Raw genomic sequence first — 15,827 nt, 5'->3', positions numbered from 1 at the left:
CGACTTGATTAATACATCGAATGCCATTTTATTTAGCGAAAAGGAGAATTATTGATGAAGAAAAATTGGTTTATCATCAGTCTGTTATTAGTAGTTGCTCTATTCTTATCAGCTTGCTCAGAAGGAACTGCTGGCGCGGAGGATGCAAAGGTGGATGACGTTATAAAGATCGCTTGGTACCCAAATGAATCTGGTACAGATATGAAATCTTCACGTGATGAAATTGGTCGAGTAATCGAAGAAGCTACTGGTAAAACAGTAGAACACCAATTAACTACTGACTATGCAATCGCTATTGAAACATTAATAAATAATAATGCAGATCTTGCTTTCATGGGAGCGCAAGGTTATATCGAAGCTAAAAATGGAAACGATGCTATTCAACCACTAGTTGTACCAACTGGTAAATCTGGGACTTTAGACGATGCATTGTATCACAGCTGGTTAGCTGTAAATGTTGATGACCAAGATAAATTCAAAGTTGACGGTGAATTTTCATTAGATACATTAGAACAAAAAAGTATGTCATTTGTTTCAAATAGTTCAACATCAGGATTCGTGGTTCCATCTTCATCTATTATTGCTCACTATGCAGAAAAATCAGGATTTGAAGATTTAGTTCCAGAAGATTTAATGGAAGGCGGACCTCTATTTTCTCAAGTATTGTTTGGTAACTCTCACCAAGGTTCAGCTGTAAATCTATTAAGTGGCAATTCAGAAGTTGCAGCATTCTGTGATACTTGCGTTGGGAATTATGTGGATGTAGCCGAAGGTGAACCAAATGAAGTAGGTTCGGTTTATAAAGTAAAAGAAGACGCTGCAGAGCCTTTTAACACAGTGCCTGGAAAAGAATTTACTTTGATGTCAGTTACTCCAGTATTAAACGCACCATTTGCAGCGAACTTAGAAGCTCTTGGACAAGAGGATTACGACAAATTGAAAGAATTATTCACTTCAGATGAAATTGCAAATAATGAAAAAATCTTTGTTCCAAAAGATTCAGGTGAACCAGGATTATTCTTCAAAACAGAAAATGAGAGATTTGCAGATGTGGAAGATGAATGGTTCAATCCGATTCGCGAACTTTCAAAATAACATTGTGAATGAAATTAAAATAAGAGTATGCATACAAAGTCGTGCATGCTCTTATTATTTAAATAACCTAAAGAGGAGTCATATAAATGCCCTTACTTAAAGTCGATAAATTAGGAAAATCATATAACACTGAAACGAAAGTTTTAAAGGATGTTAGTTTTGAAGTAGGTTCAGGAGAGTTTGTTTCCGTTATCGGTCCATCAGGAGCAGGGAAATCTACGTTACTACGTTGCATTAATCGTATGGTAGAAATCGACGAAGGTAATGTCATTTTTGATGGTCAAGACGTAGGAAGTTTAAACAAAAAAGAATTGCGTAAGATGCGAACGAACATAGGTATGATCTTTCAACATTATAATTTAGTACCTCGTTTATCTGTTATTGAGAACGTTTTACACGGGAGACTCGGATACAAAACGACGTTTCAAGGTGTATTTGGAAAGTTTTCAGAAGCAGAGAAAGAGCATGCTTTTTTTCTCCTAGAAAAGTTGGGGATAGCTGAACACGCCTATAAACGATGTGATCAATTAAGTGGCGGTCAGCAACAACGAGTAGGAATCGCACGCTCACTAATTCAAGAACCGAAGATTGTTCTATGTGATGAACCAATCGCTTCGCTCGATCCAAACGCTTCTAAAGTAATCATGGATTATCTAAAATCAATTACGATGGAGCTTAATATTACATGCATCGTAAATTTACACCAGGTGCAAGTTGCACGTGATTACTCAGATCGAATCATTGGTTTAAGTAAAGGTAGCATCGTATTTGATGGACCTAGTTATAGACTTACAACGGACAGTACCGACTTAATATATGGAACAACCACAACAACTGTAGAGAAAAGACAGTTAGTTACTGTGTAAGGGGAAATCAAAGTGAATGAAAAAGTAATAAGAAACCAGAGAAAATGGCAGACGATAATTTTTGTAGCTTTGATATTCGTCCTGACGTACCTATCAGCTGACATAACAAACTTTAACATCATTCATGGAATAGCAACCTTACCGGATGCTGTTACTTGGATCTTCGCCAATTTGTTTGTCACTCAAGAAACGCTTGAAAGACTACCAAAGATTTTAGAAAAATTAGTGGAGACAATCCTAATGTCTATTGCTGCTACAACTACAGCGACAGTAATTTCATTCTTTTTAGGATTAATGGGGTCTAAAACAACTGGAACAAGCTCAGTACTTGGTGCATTCGCTCGATTCGTAGCATCTGTTTCTCGAAATATACCTGTTGTAGCGTGGGCTTTAATCTTATTACTTTCCTTTGGACAAAATTCCGTGACAGGGTACTTAGCGCTTTTCGTGGGATCAGTTGGATTTTTAACAAGAGCATTTATAGAATCCATTGATGAAGCAAGTCATAGTGCAGTAGAAGCTTTAAAGGCAACCGGTGCTACATACTTTCAAATCATTTATAAAGCAGTTATCCCTCAGTGTTTGCCCCAAATGATCAGTTGGATTTTATTTATGATCGAGACGAACATCCGAAATGCCACACTTGTTGGTATTTTAACGGGTACAGGTATTGGATATACGTTCGACCTCTATTATAAAACCCTTAACTATAATGCCGTTGCACTAGTTACTCTTAGCATCGTCTTATCCGTTATTGCAATTGAGTTAATTTCAAATCATATACGGAAGGTGATTCTATAATGGAAGTAATAACAACCACAACATTTATTAAAAGAAAAGCAGATGGCAAAATTTCGATTAAGTCTGGTAACAAAGTAGAGCGAGTAATGAAATGGACCATCATTATTCTTACTGCTCTAACAATTCTAGCGTTTATGTTTTTTAACTATGCAGGCTTAGACTTAACGAAAGCCATTCCAGAAACATTGTATAACCTTAAAGCGATGTTTTTAGAACCTGCTTTAACTCATTTCACCTGGGGAGAAGCTATTTACCAAGTAGGTATCACGCTTGGATTGGCATTCCTCTCAACCATTTTAGGAGCGGTTATTGCATTCTTTTTAGCATTGATGGCAGCAACCAATCTATCCAGTAAATGGCTATCTAATACCATTCGAGTGATGGTAGCGATAATACGTGCAGTACCAACTGTATTATGGGTATTGATCTTTGCTATTGCTGCGGGATTAGGTAGTGAGGCAGCTATTCTTGGAATGCTGTTTCACTCAGTTGCTTATTTAGTAAAAGCTTTCTCAGAGGCTTTTGAAGAAGTAGATAAAGGAATATTGGAAGCACTAACTGCAACAGGTGCTGACTGGTGGCATATTGTTACTCACGCAGTTTTACCTTCAACGTTGACTTATTTGATGTCCTGGACATTTTTACGTTTTGAAATCAACTTTTCGGTAGCGGTAGCGATGGGAGCTGCAGCTGGTGCAGGTGGTATTGGTTTTGAACTCTTCATGGCATCTGGATTCTACTTTGATATGCGTGAAGTTGGCATGATTACCTATATGATTCTTGTATTGGCGATTATTTTAGAGCTAACTTCAACTAAATTAAAAAGTCGATATTTCCCTGCCAGATCTAAATAATCTAAACCCCAGAACATAAGTGTTCTGGGGTTTCTTAATTACTAACAGAATTTATCCGCCGATTCCACCGCTAGCCCTAGGTTATTCATTACACAAATAAAGCATTATTCCAATCAGCTTCATACTTCTTTTGATATTTTGTATCGTCTTCTTTTTCAAGTAAATCCAAAGTCACTTGTTTATTTCTTAATCTTTTAGTGAGTTTTTATATACAAAAATGAGAAAACATGGATATCCATGTTTTCTCATTTTTGTTTTAACCCTGTCCTCATCACCTTTAAATATTTCATAGGACAGGAATTGTGCTAATTGGGTTTATTGGTTACATTTCCCTCGTTTATTTGGGTTTAGCGCAGGTATACATATAGCATAGCCGGTTACAGAATTTAAAATGCAACTCCAGCCAAGTGAAAAAATGGAGAGGAGGGAGCGATTTGACTGTTCAAAAAAGTACAGATAGCTCAAGTCTAGCTGAGGTGATTGACAGAATACTAGACAAGGGAATTGTGATTGATGCCTTTGTAAGGGTCTCTCTAGTTGGAATTGAAATTCTTACAGTGGAAGCCCGGGTGGTAATCGCCAGTGTGGATACATGGCTTCGATATGCGGAGGCTGTTGGTCTATTGCGAGATGAAGTCCAAGATCATGGCCTAATCAGAAGAAATCAAAATGAGCAATTCAGTTATTAAGAAAGGATGGACAGAAAATGAATAACCAAAAATCCAATGAAAATCATGAAGCGGTGGAACAAGAAGAACAAAAGCAAACAGAAAATAATCAGCCAGCACAAGAGAAGAAGAAAAGCCGCAATTATTCTATGAACTTTGCCCTGATCGGCGGTGTGGTTGGAGCAGGGATCGGTTTGCTTGCCAATCCGGATACGAGCAAGAAGACCATGAAAAAATTAGGTGAATCTGAATTAATGAAAGTGGCAAGCGAGGAATTCAGAAAAACGGCCCAGGGGCTTCTGGCTGGGCAAGCGCAAAACAGCATCAAGCATCTTGCTTCAGGATACATGAGCAAAATCGAACAAGGGCTTCTGTCTCCGAAGAAGAGTGATGACGGTGTTCCAAACACGGAAAACCAGCAAAGCTATAACGAAATAAAAGAAGAGAACAAACAGTTAAACGAGCGCCTCGAAAAAATTGAAAGCATGCTGAATAATCTCGTGGCGGCCAAGTAAATGCCAAGTCTTTAACCCAAAGGGGGTTAGTGTATGGACAAGCAACTGACAAAAACAGCAGGGAAAGTCGCCAAGACGGTGATTGAACACACACCAGAACCGATTAAAGACAAAGTAAAAGAAGTTGTAGCCGACAAAGCCAAGGAGAAAATTGTCGAGCATGTCCAGGACAAGGGACATCAATTAACTGAAAACCTGGAGAACGCCAAGGAAAAGTTCGCCGATAAAGTTGAAGGCAATGCAGAGGAAGCGAAAGAAAAAACCCAGGATTTACTGCTTTCTGCCCGGGATAAGCTTGGGAAAGTGGTCGAGGCCGGGGAAGAACTTCAGAAGAAAGTCTCCTCGGGAAATAAAAGTGATGATAAACGAAAAGTGAAGGGTGTCTCAGACATTAAAGGAATCGGCTCGATCAAGACGTCCAAGGACATTAAGGGAGCCACCAAGATCAAAACTATGAAGGACATCCGGACCATTGGTTCTTAAAAGGAATAACGAAAGGAGAATGCAATAATGGCACTTCAAAAAAGTACAGACAGTTCAAGTTTAGCGGAGGTAATTGACAGAATTCTGGACAAAGGGATTGTAATTGATGCATTTGTCAGAGTATCAGTAGTCGGGATTGAAATTTTGACAGTTGAAGCAAGAGTAGTCATTGCCAGTGTGGATACATGGCTACGATATGCAGAGGCGGTCGGATTGCTACGAGACGGTATTGAAGAAGATGGTCTTGCCCTCCAGTCGAATGAAGGTAATGCGCGATTTAGTATCTAGAAATCAGTTGGTGTCACTAGGGTTAAGTTAACCCTAGTGTTCCAGATTTTAACAGGAGGCTGCTATGGAAATCAAACAGATTATCGGAAATGTGACAGAATTTTTCAATGAATTCGTAGCCCCGGTCCATAAAATTACTTCCATAGAAGCAAGTGATGATAATGGTTGGAAGTTGACGGTGGAAGTCATTGAGGAAAAGGAATATATGAAAAAGTATGCAAAGGATGAAATGCTTGGCGTTTATGATGTCCATCTCAATGAGGAGAAGGAAATCACATCCTATAAAAGACGGGATATCCGCTATAGAAGCTCCATCAATATGGAAGTGTAAGTCTTGGAAGTAGGAGGAAACAGAGTGACGGTCTTAAAGGATAAAATCGACAAGAATTCACGGACAATCATTCGCGACGAAAAGACGGAAGAACTGCTTTCCCGTTCGTTTCAGTATATGAAAGCCGGATATCCCATCCATTTTACAGGACCATCCGGAGCCGGAAAGACAACTCTTGCACTGGCACTTGCCAAAAGAAGAAAAAAACCTGTCATGCTCATACACGGCAACCATGAGCTGAACAACAAAGACCTGATAGGAGACTTTACAGGTTATACGAGCAAGAAGGTAGTCGACAATTATATACGGTCGGTCTATAAGCGCGATGAAAATGTGACGGAGACGTGGAGGGATGGACGATTGCTAGAGGCAGTGAAGAATGGATACACGCTGGTTTACGATGAGTTTACCCGTTCATTGCCCACTACCAATAACATCTTTCTATCCATTTTGGAAGAAGGGATCCTTCCGTTGTACGGTACCAAATTGACTGAGCCGTTTGTCCGAGTCCATCCTGACTTTGCGGTGATCTTCACTAGCAATCCGGATGAATATGCTGGGGTCTACCAAACGCAGGATGCACTTCTTGACCGGCTTATCACCATTTATATTGATTATAAAGATCATGACCGTGAGGCGGCTATCGTTGCTGATAAAGCCAAAATCAATGAAAAAGACGCTGCAGCCATTACAGAGCTGGTAGCAAAGCTGCGCAACGAATGCAAAGAAGAAACCGGTCCGAGTCTGCGGGCATCCATCATGATCGGTAGGTTGGCAGCGGAACAAAAAATCAAGATTGATGGATCTAATCCGGACTTTGTACGATTGTGCTTGGACATTCTAAGTCACCAAGTGAGCCGGTGTATCGAATCCGATGAACCGTTTAAAACAGCTGAGAAATTAATCAAAAAGGCCTGCAGTAACATGGAGGTAACTAAGGAATAAAGGAGAGAATTACAAATGAGCCAAGAAGAGCAAAATGGAATCTATATTTTTTGCGGAATCCAAACAGAAAAAGACGAACATTTTGGCACTTTTGAAATTGAAGGCGAAAACAAAGAGCTGTTTACTATCCGCTATAAGGACGCGGCCATTGTAGCAGCCGAGGTTCCGATGAAAATCTATCATCCGAACAAAGACAATTTACTAATGCATCAAAATGTCGTTTCCCAAGTGATGAAAGAGAACGACACCGTGATACCTGTCAGCTTCGGCAATGTGTTCCAGTCTAAGGAGGACGTTGGTGTGTTGCTTGAAAACCTATATCCGCAGTTTGAAAAATTGTTCCCAGCAATAAAAGGGAAGGTGGAGCTCGGTCTAAAAGTAATCGGCAAAAAAGACTGGCTGGAATCACTTGTTGGCGAGAATTCGAAAATCGATAAAATGGCAAAAGCTGTGCAAGGGAAATCAGAAGCGGCCAGCTATTACGAAAGAATTCAGATTGGCGGAGCTGCACAAAAACTGATCACTTCACTACATCAGGATGTAAAGCAGGAAGTCTTCAGCCCGTTGACGGAGCTGGCTGAAGCATCCAAGACCAACGATCCGATTGGGGAGAAAATGCTTCTTAATGCAGCCTTCTTAGTGGACCGAGGAAAAGAAGTAGATTTTGATGAAAAAATTAACGAGGTTTACGAAAAATGGAAGGACAAAGTTGAGTTCAACTACAGCGGACCCTGGCCGGCGTATAACTTTATCAATATCCGTTTAAAAGTTGAGGATGCCTGATGATTCATAAACTGGTTTCCGCTCCAATTAACCTAGTAATAAAAATCGGTGAAAAGGTGAAAGAGGAAGCAGATAAAGAGCTGTACGACCTTCCAACAATCCAGCGAAAGATGGTCCAGCTTCAAATGATGTATGAGCTTGGTGAAATACCTGAAGAGGTATATAAAGCAAAGGAAGAAGACTTGATCCTTCGATATGAAATGGCAAAACGGATGGAAATGCAGCAATGGGAAGAGATGACAAAGAAGAAATGAGGAAAGGAAAAGATGGACAGTCTAATTTACTTATATGGATTGATACCAACAGATGAAGGAGACAAACAGCAGATTCCTTCTATTAATGGCTTTGATGGCAAAAGCGGAATATACACCCTGCCTATAGGCAAGGTAACTGCCATTGTCTGTGGCCTGGATGCCGAACGGTACTCTGAGGAAAGCATTAAGGAACAGATTAATAATGACATGGAATGGCTCCAAGAAAAGGCTTTTCACCATCACGAAACCGTCATGATGCTATCAAAAATGTACACAGTCATACCACTGAAGTTTTGCACGCTGTTCAAAAACCAAGGAAGTTTAGAAAACACTGTACAAACAAATGAAGCGCACTTGGTCGATACATTTGCCTCTATTTACGGCAAAGAGGAGTGGAATTTGAAAATATACTGCGATGATCAGTTGCTAAAAGAACAGGTGAGCCAGAGTAATCCGGCAATTGAAGCAAGAAGAGAGGAAATAAGCCAGCTTTCTAAAGGCAAGCAATTTTTCGAGAAGAAAAAGCTGGACAAGCTCATTGAATCTGAGCTGGAAGAAGAAAAAAACAGAATTAGTGAGAACATACATGTGCATCTAAGCGGTATTGCGCTAAAAGGAAATGTCAAAAGAACGTGGAGCAATGACATGACGGGAAGAAAGGATGACATGACCTGGAATAGCGTCTATCTGATTCCCGCAGCAGATGTAGAAAACTTTTTAGAACAGATCCAACAATATGAGAAGGACATGAAGGGAATGGGATGGCAGTTTGAAGCCACTGGTCCATGGCCAGCCTACCACTTTTCCAACTTTTCATAAGTAAGGATGAGATGTAAATATGGCATTAAGAGAATCGATGGAAAACAAGGATATAGCGCTCATTGATATTTTGGATGTCATCCTAGATAAAGGTGTTGCGATCAAGGCGGATTTAGTAATTTCCATCGCTGGAGTAGATCTTGTGTATTTGGATTTGAGAGTATTGATTGCTTCAGTAGAATCGCTCGTACAGGATCAAGCTGGAAATTACAAAACCTTATCTTCAGAACAATTTGACAGACAGAGGGAGGCATTGACTGATGCTACCGGCCAACCAAGCAAGTGGAAAGATTAATCTTGACCCTGATAATGCGGAGCATGGATTGGCGCAATTGGTGCTGACCGTCATTGAGTTGCTGCGGCAAATCGTGGAAAGGCATGCAATTCGACGGGTCGAAGGCGGAACGCTTACGGATCAGCAAATTGAGGACTTAGGCGAAGCATTGATGAATTTGGAAGAGAAAATGGAAGAGCTGAAAGAAATATTCGGCCTAGATGCCGAAGACTTGAATATTGACCTTGGTCCTTTAGGAAGCTTGCTTTAAATACAAACACCCAGGGAGGACTTTAAATGGAACATTCCATGCAATCTAACACGATTGTAGACGTACTTGAGAAGATACTGGATAAAGGAGTGGTGATTGCAGGAGACATCACAGTCGGGATTGCGGATGTAGAACTGCTCACCATCAAAATTCGGCTGATTGTTGCTTCGGTCGACAAGGCCAAAGAGATTGGAATGGACTGGTGGGAAACCGATCCCTATCTATCTTCCAAAGCGGTAGACAGCAATACGAAAGTTCTAGAGGAAGAGAACCGGAAGCTCCACGAAAGGCTTGAAACTCTCGAAAAGAGAATTTCAGCCAACGGGCTGAAATCCAGTGAGTTCGATTACTAAACTATAACTAATCTAATAATATTTATAAAAAGCAGAAAGTGGTGACTTGCTCCTGAACGCTACTCTTGCCAAACCCTTTAAGCTTAGCAAGCCCAGGAGCGTGAAAAAGAGACAATTATGCGGTTCCGGAATGTTCGGCTAGCGCAATGAACGATAAATATAAGCAAAGATATCGAATAGGAGGAAACAACATGACTGAAACAATCTTGAAGGAAAATCAATCTGAAGGAAATAAAAAAGGCAATCTTAAACGATCACTAGCAGGAGGCCTAATCGGTGCAACCGTCGGATACCTGGCTAGTCCTGAAAATGGTAAAAAGCTAAGCAACAAGGGCGTGGACTTGGGACAAGCAGTGAAAGACAGCTCGAAGAAAGCCGTCTATTCCATTAAGGATACTGCGTCCAAGCTGTTTTCAAAAGAAGGCGAGAATACTTCCGACGATCATGAGCCGTCCAGCAATACTTCTGAATTAAACAATGTACAAGATTCCTCGCAAGAAAATGAAAATATTTCAGATCGTCTGGACCGTTTGGAAGGTATGCTTGCCAAACTAGCTGAGGGAAAGAATGGACAAAATAATGGAACTGCAAAGGCAAATAAAACTTCGAAGGAATCTGAAAGATTATCTAACCAAAGCGATTCACAAGACCTTGCGATGGATAATCAAGAGGAAGAACAAAACCAATATGAAAGTAAAGAGTCAGGATCTGTTTTACAAACTCCCTTAAAGGACGATTCAACAGATACAGAACAGCAGGAAAATGGTGAAGAGGAAGAGAATGAAGCTAAAGATAAAGAACAAGATAGTGTAGGAAAATCCAACGCAGATGATCGATCATCCAACCAGGATTATGATGCTTTAAAAGCAGAAAATGAACAACTACAGGATCGCCTAGGCAATATAGAAGAGCTTCTCGTAAAACTAGCTAAAAACAAAAATGGCCAAAGCAAGGATTCCACAGAGGAAGAAGACCAGAACGAAGAAAAGAGCTCTGATGAGGACAAGAATCTAGATAGCAGCAAAGGAAATAGTGAGAATACGGCTAGCCAAGTTGATAGTGATGAGGAGCAGGATAAGTCCGGTGAAGACTCTGCTACCTCGGATGAAGGAAAAGATAAAACGAAAGCTTCAGGAAACGCTCAGGAAGATGAAGTTGAGTCAAAGGAACTTGAAAAAAATGAAGAGAATGTAGATGACGAAAGCCAAGAGACTCCTGAAATGGAAGAACATGAAGGCACACAAAAAACTCAAGATTCTGGGCTAGAAACAGAAGATGAACAGGAAGACGATGAAGAAAACGTAGAAGACAAGCAGAAACAAGACGAGGATTCGAGCGAAGAAAATGAGGAACAGGACGAATTAGAACAAGGTACGCCGAATAAAGATCAAAAAACAAATAGCAACGCTCGTTCGGATGCCAAATCTGAAAAAGCTTCCAAGCAGAATTCAGAAAAAAAAAACGAGTCCAAGAAGACAAACAAGAAGGATAAGGGAAAAACGCACAATGTAAGCTCCGAAGATGAGGAATCCTATCTGCTTTTGGATGGATTAAGAAGGGAGTAGTAAAAATGAGCAATAGTTCCGGAACTAATAAAGATAATATACTTGAGTTTTTGGCGCAAGCAGCGAATAAACACGACTTCAACTTGGATATCACATTAAATGTTAAAGGAGCTGTCATTACAGGTACGATGGTATCAGCAAAGGAATACTTTAGCACCTTAAGTGATACTCTCAAAGATGGGAATGATATTGCCCAGATGTTGAGTGAACAACTGGATCAGGCTGGGGAGGTTGCCCAAAACAGCGATGACACTGGGGCGAATTTTCTCCATATGAAAGACACCAAGGTTTATTGTGGCGACAGCAAGCCAACTCCGTCAAAGGGACAAATTCTTTGGCGCGGAAAATTAAGCGAGATTGATGGTTTCTTCTTAGGTCGAATATTGGATGGCAGCGGGAAGGATGCGTAATAGTTATTAAATATGTCACATTGCTGCAGCGTTTGCAGGGGAAATCAATTTCGCCGAGTGTAAATGCAAGTTCCATTACAGCAAGTAGCAGATTCTGTTCACCGAATGGGACAGCAAGTTGAAGTGCACATCATTCGTTTAATCGCAAAGGACACTATAGAAAAAAACGCACTTCAACATAAAAAGAAAAGCCTTATTGAAGAAGTCATTAAATCGGGTCAATACCACGCTGTCGACTATGACAGAAGAGGATATAAGGTAGATATTGATAATTGATTGGGATGCTTTGGAACCTAGTACTAGGTTTTCTCACAAATCTAACGCTCTTGTGAAAGTTGGAGATTCATGCTTGTTTCTTACGTAGCAAACAACACTAAAAACCCCAAATAGTGTGCACTTTAAAAAGTGCTGCTACTTGGGGTTTTGTTATGAAGCATATTACTTTTTAGCATTTTTGTTAGAATCCTCAAACTTAGGAACCAAATCGAAAATTTGTTGGTCTTCAAATGCATCTATGACACGCTCAAGCCAATTGTAATAGTCTTTCATATACTTCAGCTTATCGATATCTATTTGAACTACTTCACGTAATTCCTCACTAAGGGCTGGGTCTTGGAACAGTTCCTCGAGTTCAGCAAGTGATTTTTTAATTGCTACTAAATGTAGTGTGACTGATCTCTGCCATTTAATAGAAAACAAATCAATGAAGCTTTGGTACCAATCATCCGTCACTTTATATAAATCTTTTCGTACTCCTTTTTTCCATGCACGCTCAACCAATTTTAGTTCGGACAATGCTCGGACAGAAGTGCTCATGCTTGTTTTACTCATGCCTAATTTTTCTGTCATATCGTCTAATGTTAATGGTTCATTTTGAAAAAACATTGTTCCGAATTGTCTACCTGAAGAAGGTACCAAGCCATATAAGTGTATGTTTTGGGCAATTGTTTCTATAATTCGTTCTCGTGCTTTATCTATTTTTTCATGGTCATCCATTTACGTTCCCTCCACTGAAATTAGCTTTGTTCACATAATCCAGCTAACTAAATTTAAATGTATTATATCCTTACCCAAAAAGCAATTTTTTTAAATAATTTGTGTACAGTTTTTACTGTACAAACAATTAATAAGGTTTAAACTGTTGAAATTTTATGGAGTTGCATCTATAATGAATTGGGTTCGTGTGTTTCGGACGGTAAGGAGTGAGGATATGAGTGAAGAATACATAAATAAAAAAATAGTAGTAAAAGATGCTACAAAGATTTTCGGTAAAAATAGTAATCGTGCTATACAGTTGCTGAAGGATGGTAAAACCAAAAGTGAAATTTTGAAAGCAACTGGTGCAACGGTTGGTGTGAAACAAGTATCCTTTGAAGTCAATGAAGGTGAAATTTTCGTCATAATGGGTCTATCTGGAAGTGGAAAATCTACATTAGTTAGACTGCTTAATAGATTAATAGATCCAACGATGGGACAAATATTACTGGATGGTAAGGATATTGTTCAGATGAATAAAGAACAGCTTCGTGATGTAAGACGAAAGAAAATTGGAATGGTATTTCAAAACTTTGCCCTCTTCCCACATAAAACAATCGTTGAAAATACGGAATATGGCTTAGAAATCCAAGGGGTTTCTAAAAAAGAACGAAACGAAAAAGCAATAGAATCATTAAGACTTGTTGGTCTTGCGGGATATGAGGACCAGTACCCGAAACAACTAAGTGGTGGAATGCAACAGCGTGTTGGACTTGCTAGAGCACTAGCAAATAATCCAGATATATTGCTTATGGATGAAGCGTTTAGTGCATTAGATCCTCTTATTCGAAAAGATATGCAAAATGAGTTACTTCAGCTTCATCACGATATGCAGAAAACGATTATTTTCATCACACATGATTTAGATGAGGCACTTCGTATTGGTGATCGTATAGCACTGATGAAAGATGGAGAAATTGTTCAAATTGGATCACCTGAAGAAATTCTGATGAGCCCATCCAACGATTATGTCGAACGATTCGTGGAAGACGTCGACTTATCCAAAGTACTGACTGCTGGTCATATTATGAAAAAAGCAGACACGGTAAAAGTTGATCGAGGTCCTCGTGTAGCACTTCGACTGATGAAACATTTAGGTATTTCTTCTATATATGTAGTAGATAATGCGAATCGCTTATTAGGAGCTGTAACAGCACAGGATACTGTAGAAGCAATTGAATCAGAGAAGTCACTAAATGATGTAATTATTTCTGATCTTCCGATGATCTCACCAGATACGGTTCTCACAGAGTTATTTGATGTAGTTTCAACAGCAAGCATTCCTGTTGCAGTTATTAATGAAGAACGAAAGCTGCAAGGGATTATTATTCGTGGTGCCCTTATAGGTGCATTATCTGGTGATAATGAGTTTATTAACAAAGATGGAACGATGGATTCCGCAGCGCAACCTATTACGGAGGTGATTTGAGATGGATGAACTATTACCTCGCCTACCTTTTGCCGATTGGATTGATACTGGTGTTGATTGGCTAGTAGACAAGTTTGGGACAGGCCTAGACGGATTTGCTGATGTACTAGAAGGCGCAGTAGAAGGCACAGTAGATATATTGAATTTGGTTCCTTCTATATTACTTGCTTTCATATTCGCTTTAATAGCTGGAATTATTTCTACGAGAAAGATTGCTTTCTTTTCATTGATTGGCCTATTATTCATCGATTATTTAGGGTATTGGTACCCGATGCTTCAAATGTTAACGCTAGTATTGACTTCAGTCATATTCGCGCTAGTGATTGGTATTCCTATAGGGATTCTAAGTTCACAAAAAGCGGGTGTTCGAAAGGTAGTAAATCCAATATTGGATTTAATGCAAACAATGCCTGCGTTCGTATATTTAATACCGGCGATTTTCTTTTTCAACATTGGGGTCGTACCGGGAGTTGTAGCATCAGTAATCTTCGCAATGCCTCCTACAATTCGTTTAACGATGCTAGGTATTCAGCAAGTACCAAAAGATTTAATAGAAGCTACAGAAGCGTTTGGTTCAACGACGTGGCAGCGTTTGTTTAGAATACAAATTCCACTGGCGAAACCTACTATTATGGCAGGGGTAAACCAAAGTATTATGCTATCCCTATCGATGGTAGTAATCGCTTCAATGGTAGGTGCACCAGGACTTGGGGAAGAGGTTTACCGGTCCGTTACGCAATTGAAAACAGGAGTTGGCGTAGAAACTGGACTATCTATAGTAATCGTAGCGATTATTTTGGATAGAATCACGCAATACGCTGGAAATAGAAAGAAAAAACTAGGGGGAAATACATTATGAAATTAGCAAAAAAGATAACAGGTCTAGGAGCAGTTGCATTACTTTCACTCGGGTTAGCAGCATGTGGTGATACAGAAGAGAAAAATGATTCGACATCTTCAGACTCAAATGCGAGTTCAGTAGGGGAGTCACTTAACTACAAAATCACTGGTATCGATCCTGGAGCTGGAATTATGGAAGCAACAGAACGAGCTATTACAGATTATGAATTAGATGAGTGGGACCTTGTAAGTGGTTCAAGTGCGGCAATGACAGCTTCTCTAAAGAAAGCATATGATGCGGAAGAGCCAATCGTCATAACTGGATGGACTCCTCACTGGAAATTTGCTGAATATGATTTGAAATATCTTGAAGATCCAAAAGGCTCATATGGCGGGGAAGAAGAAATTCACACAATTGGTCGTACTGGATTACAAGAAGACATGCCAGAAGCTCACCAAGTCCTTTCTAATTTCAACTGGACAGAGGACGATATGGGTGAAGTAATGATCGCTATCAAAAACGGTGAAAAACCAGAAGTAGCTGCGCAAGCTTGGGTAGATGCAAATCCAGAGAAAATTGCAACATGGACAGAGGGTATTGAAAAAGTCGACGGTGACAAAATCAAACTTGCATACGTTGCATGGGATAGTGAAATTGCCAGCACGAACGTTATGAGCATCGTATTAACAAGCCTTGGCTATGATGTAACTATGGTTCAAGTTGAAGCTGGTCCAATGTGGACAGCCATTGCCGACGGTAGTGCAGACGCATCTCTTGCTGGATGGTTACCATTAACGCATGCAACCTATGCTGAAAAATTCGATGGTAAATTTGAAGACCTTGGCACAAGTATGACAGGCGTGAAAATTGGTTTAGTTGTTCCAGCATATATGGACATCACATCTATTGAAGATTTAAAAGAATAATAAATATAAACGAAACCCCTG

General features: G+C 39.8%; 23 protein-coding genes. 22 read left to right on the top strand and 1 reads right to left on the bottom strand.

Annotation, left to right across the window (positions count from 1 at the left end):
- Nucleotides 1-54 precede the first annotated feature (54 nt).
- From WAX74_RS09380 to WAX74_RS09290, 19 genes are all read left to right on the top strand, one after another.
- On the top strand, nt 55-1,095 hold the full coding sequence (locus WAX74_RS09380) for a PhnD/SsuA/transferrin family substrate-binding protein (protein WP_336497397.1): 1,041 nt from the start codon (nt 55-57) through the stop codon (nt 1,093-1,095).
- Nucleotides 1,096-1,181: 86 nt separating this feature from the next.
- Nucleotides 1,182-1,961 carry a phosphonate ABC transporter ATP-binding protein gene (gene phnC / locus WAX74_RS09375; protein ID WP_336497396.1) on the top strand — a complete coding sequence of 260 codons (780 nt, stop codon included), beginning with the start codon at nt 1,182-1,184 and terminating at the stop codon, nt 1,959-1,961.
- A 12-nt stretch (nt 1,962-1,973) separates the two neighbouring features.
- A complete protein-coding gene (gene phnE, locus WAX74_RS09370) occupies nt 1,974-2,762 on the top strand; it encodes a phosphonate ABC transporter, permease protein PhnE (RefSeq protein ID WP_336497395.1) in 789 nt (262 codons plus the stop codon).
- The gene (locus WAX74_RS09365; RefSeq protein ID WP_336497394.1) at nt 2,762-3,616 is read left to right on the top strand and encodes an ABC transporter permease subunit; all 855 of its coding nucleotides are present in this window, start codon (nt 2,762-2,764) and stop codon (nt 3,614-3,616) included. The genes phnE and WAX74_RS09365 overlap by 1 nt, the downstream gene beginning before the upstream one ends.
- A 434-nt stretch (nt 3,617-4,050) precedes the next feature.
- Nucleotides 4,051-4,305: a gas vesicle structural protein GvpA gene (gvpA, locus tag WAX74_RS09360; RefSeq protein ID WP_336497511.1), complete on the top strand. Its 255-nt coding sequence runs from the start codon at nt 4,051-4,053 to the stop codon at nt 4,303-4,305.
- A gap of 17 nt (nt 4,306-4,322) precedes the next feature.
- Nucleotides 4,323-4,799, top strand: coding sequence for a gas vesicle protein GvpP (locus WAX74_RS09355; protein ID WP_336497393.1), 477 nt, complete (start codon nt 4,323-4,325; stop codon nt 4,797-4,799).
- A gap of 33 nt (nt 4,800-4,832) precedes the next feature.
- Nucleotides 4,833-5,282, top strand: a complete 450-nt coding sequence (gvpQ, locus tag WAX74_RS09350) for a gas vesicle protein GvpQ (protein ID WP_336497392.1) — start codon at nt 4,833-4,835, stop codon at nt 5,280-5,282.
- A gap of 27 nt (nt 5,283-5,309) precedes the next feature.
- Nucleotides 5,310-5,570 carry a gas vesicle protein GvpJ gene (gene gvpJ / locus WAX74_RS09345; protein WP_336497391.1) on the top strand — a complete coding sequence of 87 codons (261 nt, stop codon included), beginning with the start codon at nt 5,310-5,312 and terminating at the stop codon, nt 5,568-5,570.
- A gap of 64 nt (nt 5,571-5,634) precedes the next feature.
- Nucleotides 5,635-5,901 (top strand): gas vesicle protein GvpO, encoded by a 267-nt coding sequence (gene gvpO / locus WAX74_RS09340; protein ID WP_336497390.1) that lies wholly within the window; start codon nt 5,635-5,637, stop codon nt 5,899-5,901.
- Between the two features lie 24 nt (nt 5,902-5,925).
- Nucleotides 5,926-6,846, top strand: a complete 921-nt coding sequence (gvpN, locus tag WAX74_RS09335; RefSeq protein ID WP_336497389.1) for a gas vesicle protein GvpN — start codon at nt 5,926-5,928, stop codon at nt 6,844-6,846.
- Nucleotides 6,847-6,861: 15 nt separating this feature from the next.
- The gene (locus WAX74_RS09330) at nt 6,862-7,629 is read left to right on the top strand and encodes a GvpL/GvpF family gas vesicle protein (protein WP_336497388.1); all 768 of its coding nucleotides are present in this window, start codon (nt 6,862-6,864) and stop codon (nt 7,627-7,629) included.
- A complete protein-coding gene (locus WAX74_RS09325) occupies nt 7,629-7,883 on the top strand; it encodes a gas vesicle protein GvpG (protein ID WP_336497387.1) in 255 nt (84 codons plus the stop codon). The genes WAX74_RS09330 and WAX74_RS09325 overlap by 1 nt, the downstream gene beginning before the upstream one ends.
- 12 nt (nt 7,884-7,895) lie before the next feature.
- Nucleotides 7,896-8,702 (top strand): GvpL/GvpF family gas vesicle protein, encoded by an 807-nt coding sequence (locus tag WAX74_RS09320; RefSeq protein ID WP_336497386.1) that lies wholly within the window; start codon nt 7,896-7,898, stop codon nt 8,700-8,702.
- A 19-nt stretch (nt 8,703-8,721) separates the two neighbouring features.
- On the top strand, nt 8,722-8,997 hold the full coding sequence (locus tag WAX74_RS09315) for a gas vesicle protein (protein ID WP_336497385.1): 276 nt from the start codon (nt 8,722-8,724) through the stop codon (nt 8,995-8,997).
- The gene (locus WAX74_RS09310; RefSeq protein ID WP_336497384.1) at nt 8,963-9,247 is read left to right on the top strand and encodes a gas vesicle protein K; all 285 of its coding nucleotides are present in this window, start codon (nt 8,963-8,965) and stop codon (nt 9,245-9,247) included. Before WAX74_RS09315 ends, WAX74_RS09310 begins: the two co-directional genes overlap by 35 nt.
- 26 nt (nt 9,248-9,273) lie before the next feature.
- The gene (locus WAX74_RS09305; RefSeq protein WP_336497383.1) at nt 9,274-9,600 is read left to right on the top strand and encodes a gas vesicle protein; all 327 of its coding nucleotides are present in this window, start codon (nt 9,274-9,276) and stop codon (nt 9,598-9,600) included.
- Nucleotides 9,601-9,791: 191 nt separating this feature from the next.
- Nucleotides 9,792-11,165 carry a hypothetical protein gene (locus tag WAX74_RS09300; protein WP_336497382.1) on the top strand — a complete coding sequence of 458 codons (1,374 nt, stop codon included), beginning with the start codon at nt 9,792-9,794 and terminating at the stop codon, nt 11,163-11,165.
- Between the two features lie 5 nt (nt 11,166-11,170).
- A complete protein-coding gene (gvpU, locus tag WAX74_RS09295; RefSeq protein ID WP_336497381.1) occupies nt 11,171-11,575 on the top strand; it encodes a gas vesicle accessory protein GvpU in 405 nt (134 codons plus the stop codon).
- A 63-nt stretch (nt 11,576-11,638) separates the two neighbouring features.
- Complete coding sequence (locus WAX74_RS09290) at nt 11,639-11,851, top strand: hypothetical protein (RefSeq protein WP_336497380.1); 213 nt, start codon at nt 11,639-11,641, stop codon at nt 11,849-11,851.
- A gap of 162 nt (nt 11,852-12,013) precedes the next feature.
- Here the strand turns inward: WAX74_RS09290 and WAX74_RS09285 are convergent, their stop codons facing one another.
- Complete coding sequence (locus tag WAX74_RS09285) at nt 12,014-12,571, bottom strand: GbsR/MarR family transcriptional regulator (protein WP_336497379.1); 558 nt, start codon at nt 12,569-12,571, stop codon at nt 12,014-12,016.
- Nucleotides 12,572-12,785: 214 nt separating this feature from the next.
- Here WAX74_RS09285 and WAX74_RS09280 point away from each other — a divergent pair, with 214 nt between their 5' ends.
- Genes WAX74_RS09280 through WAX74_RS09270 form a run of 3 tightly spaced genes read left to right on the top strand, consistent with a single transcriptional unit; the run spans nt 12,786 to nt 15,806 of the window.
- Complete coding sequence (locus WAX74_RS09280; protein ID WP_336497378.1) at nt 12,786-14,039, top strand: quaternary amine ABC transporter ATP-binding protein; 1,254 nt, start codon at nt 12,786-12,788, stop codon at nt 14,037-14,039.
- A gap of 1 nt (nt 14,040) precedes the next feature.
- The gene (locus WAX74_RS09275; protein WP_336497377.1) at nt 14,041-14,898 is read left to right on the top strand and encodes an ABC transporter permease; all 858 of its coding nucleotides are present in this window, start codon (nt 14,041-14,043) and stop codon (nt 14,896-14,898) included.
- Nucleotides 14,895-15,806, top strand: a complete 912-nt coding sequence (locus WAX74_RS09270; protein WP_336497376.1) for a glycine betaine ABC transporter substrate-binding protein — start codon at nt 14,895-14,897, stop codon at nt 15,804-15,806. Before WAX74_RS09275 ends, WAX74_RS09270 begins: the two co-directional genes overlap by 4 nt.
- Nucleotides 15,807-15,827 lie beyond the last annotated feature (21 nt).

The sequence above is a fragment of the Psychrobacillus mangrovi genome (assembly GCF_037104765.1).
GTDB classification, from domain to species: domain Bacteria; phylum Bacillota; class Bacilli; order Bacillales_A; family Planococcaceae; genus Psychrobacillus; species Psychrobacillus mangrovi.
Note: the sequence above shows the minus strand (reverse complement) of the source record. Positions and strands in the feature narration are given on the sequence as shown.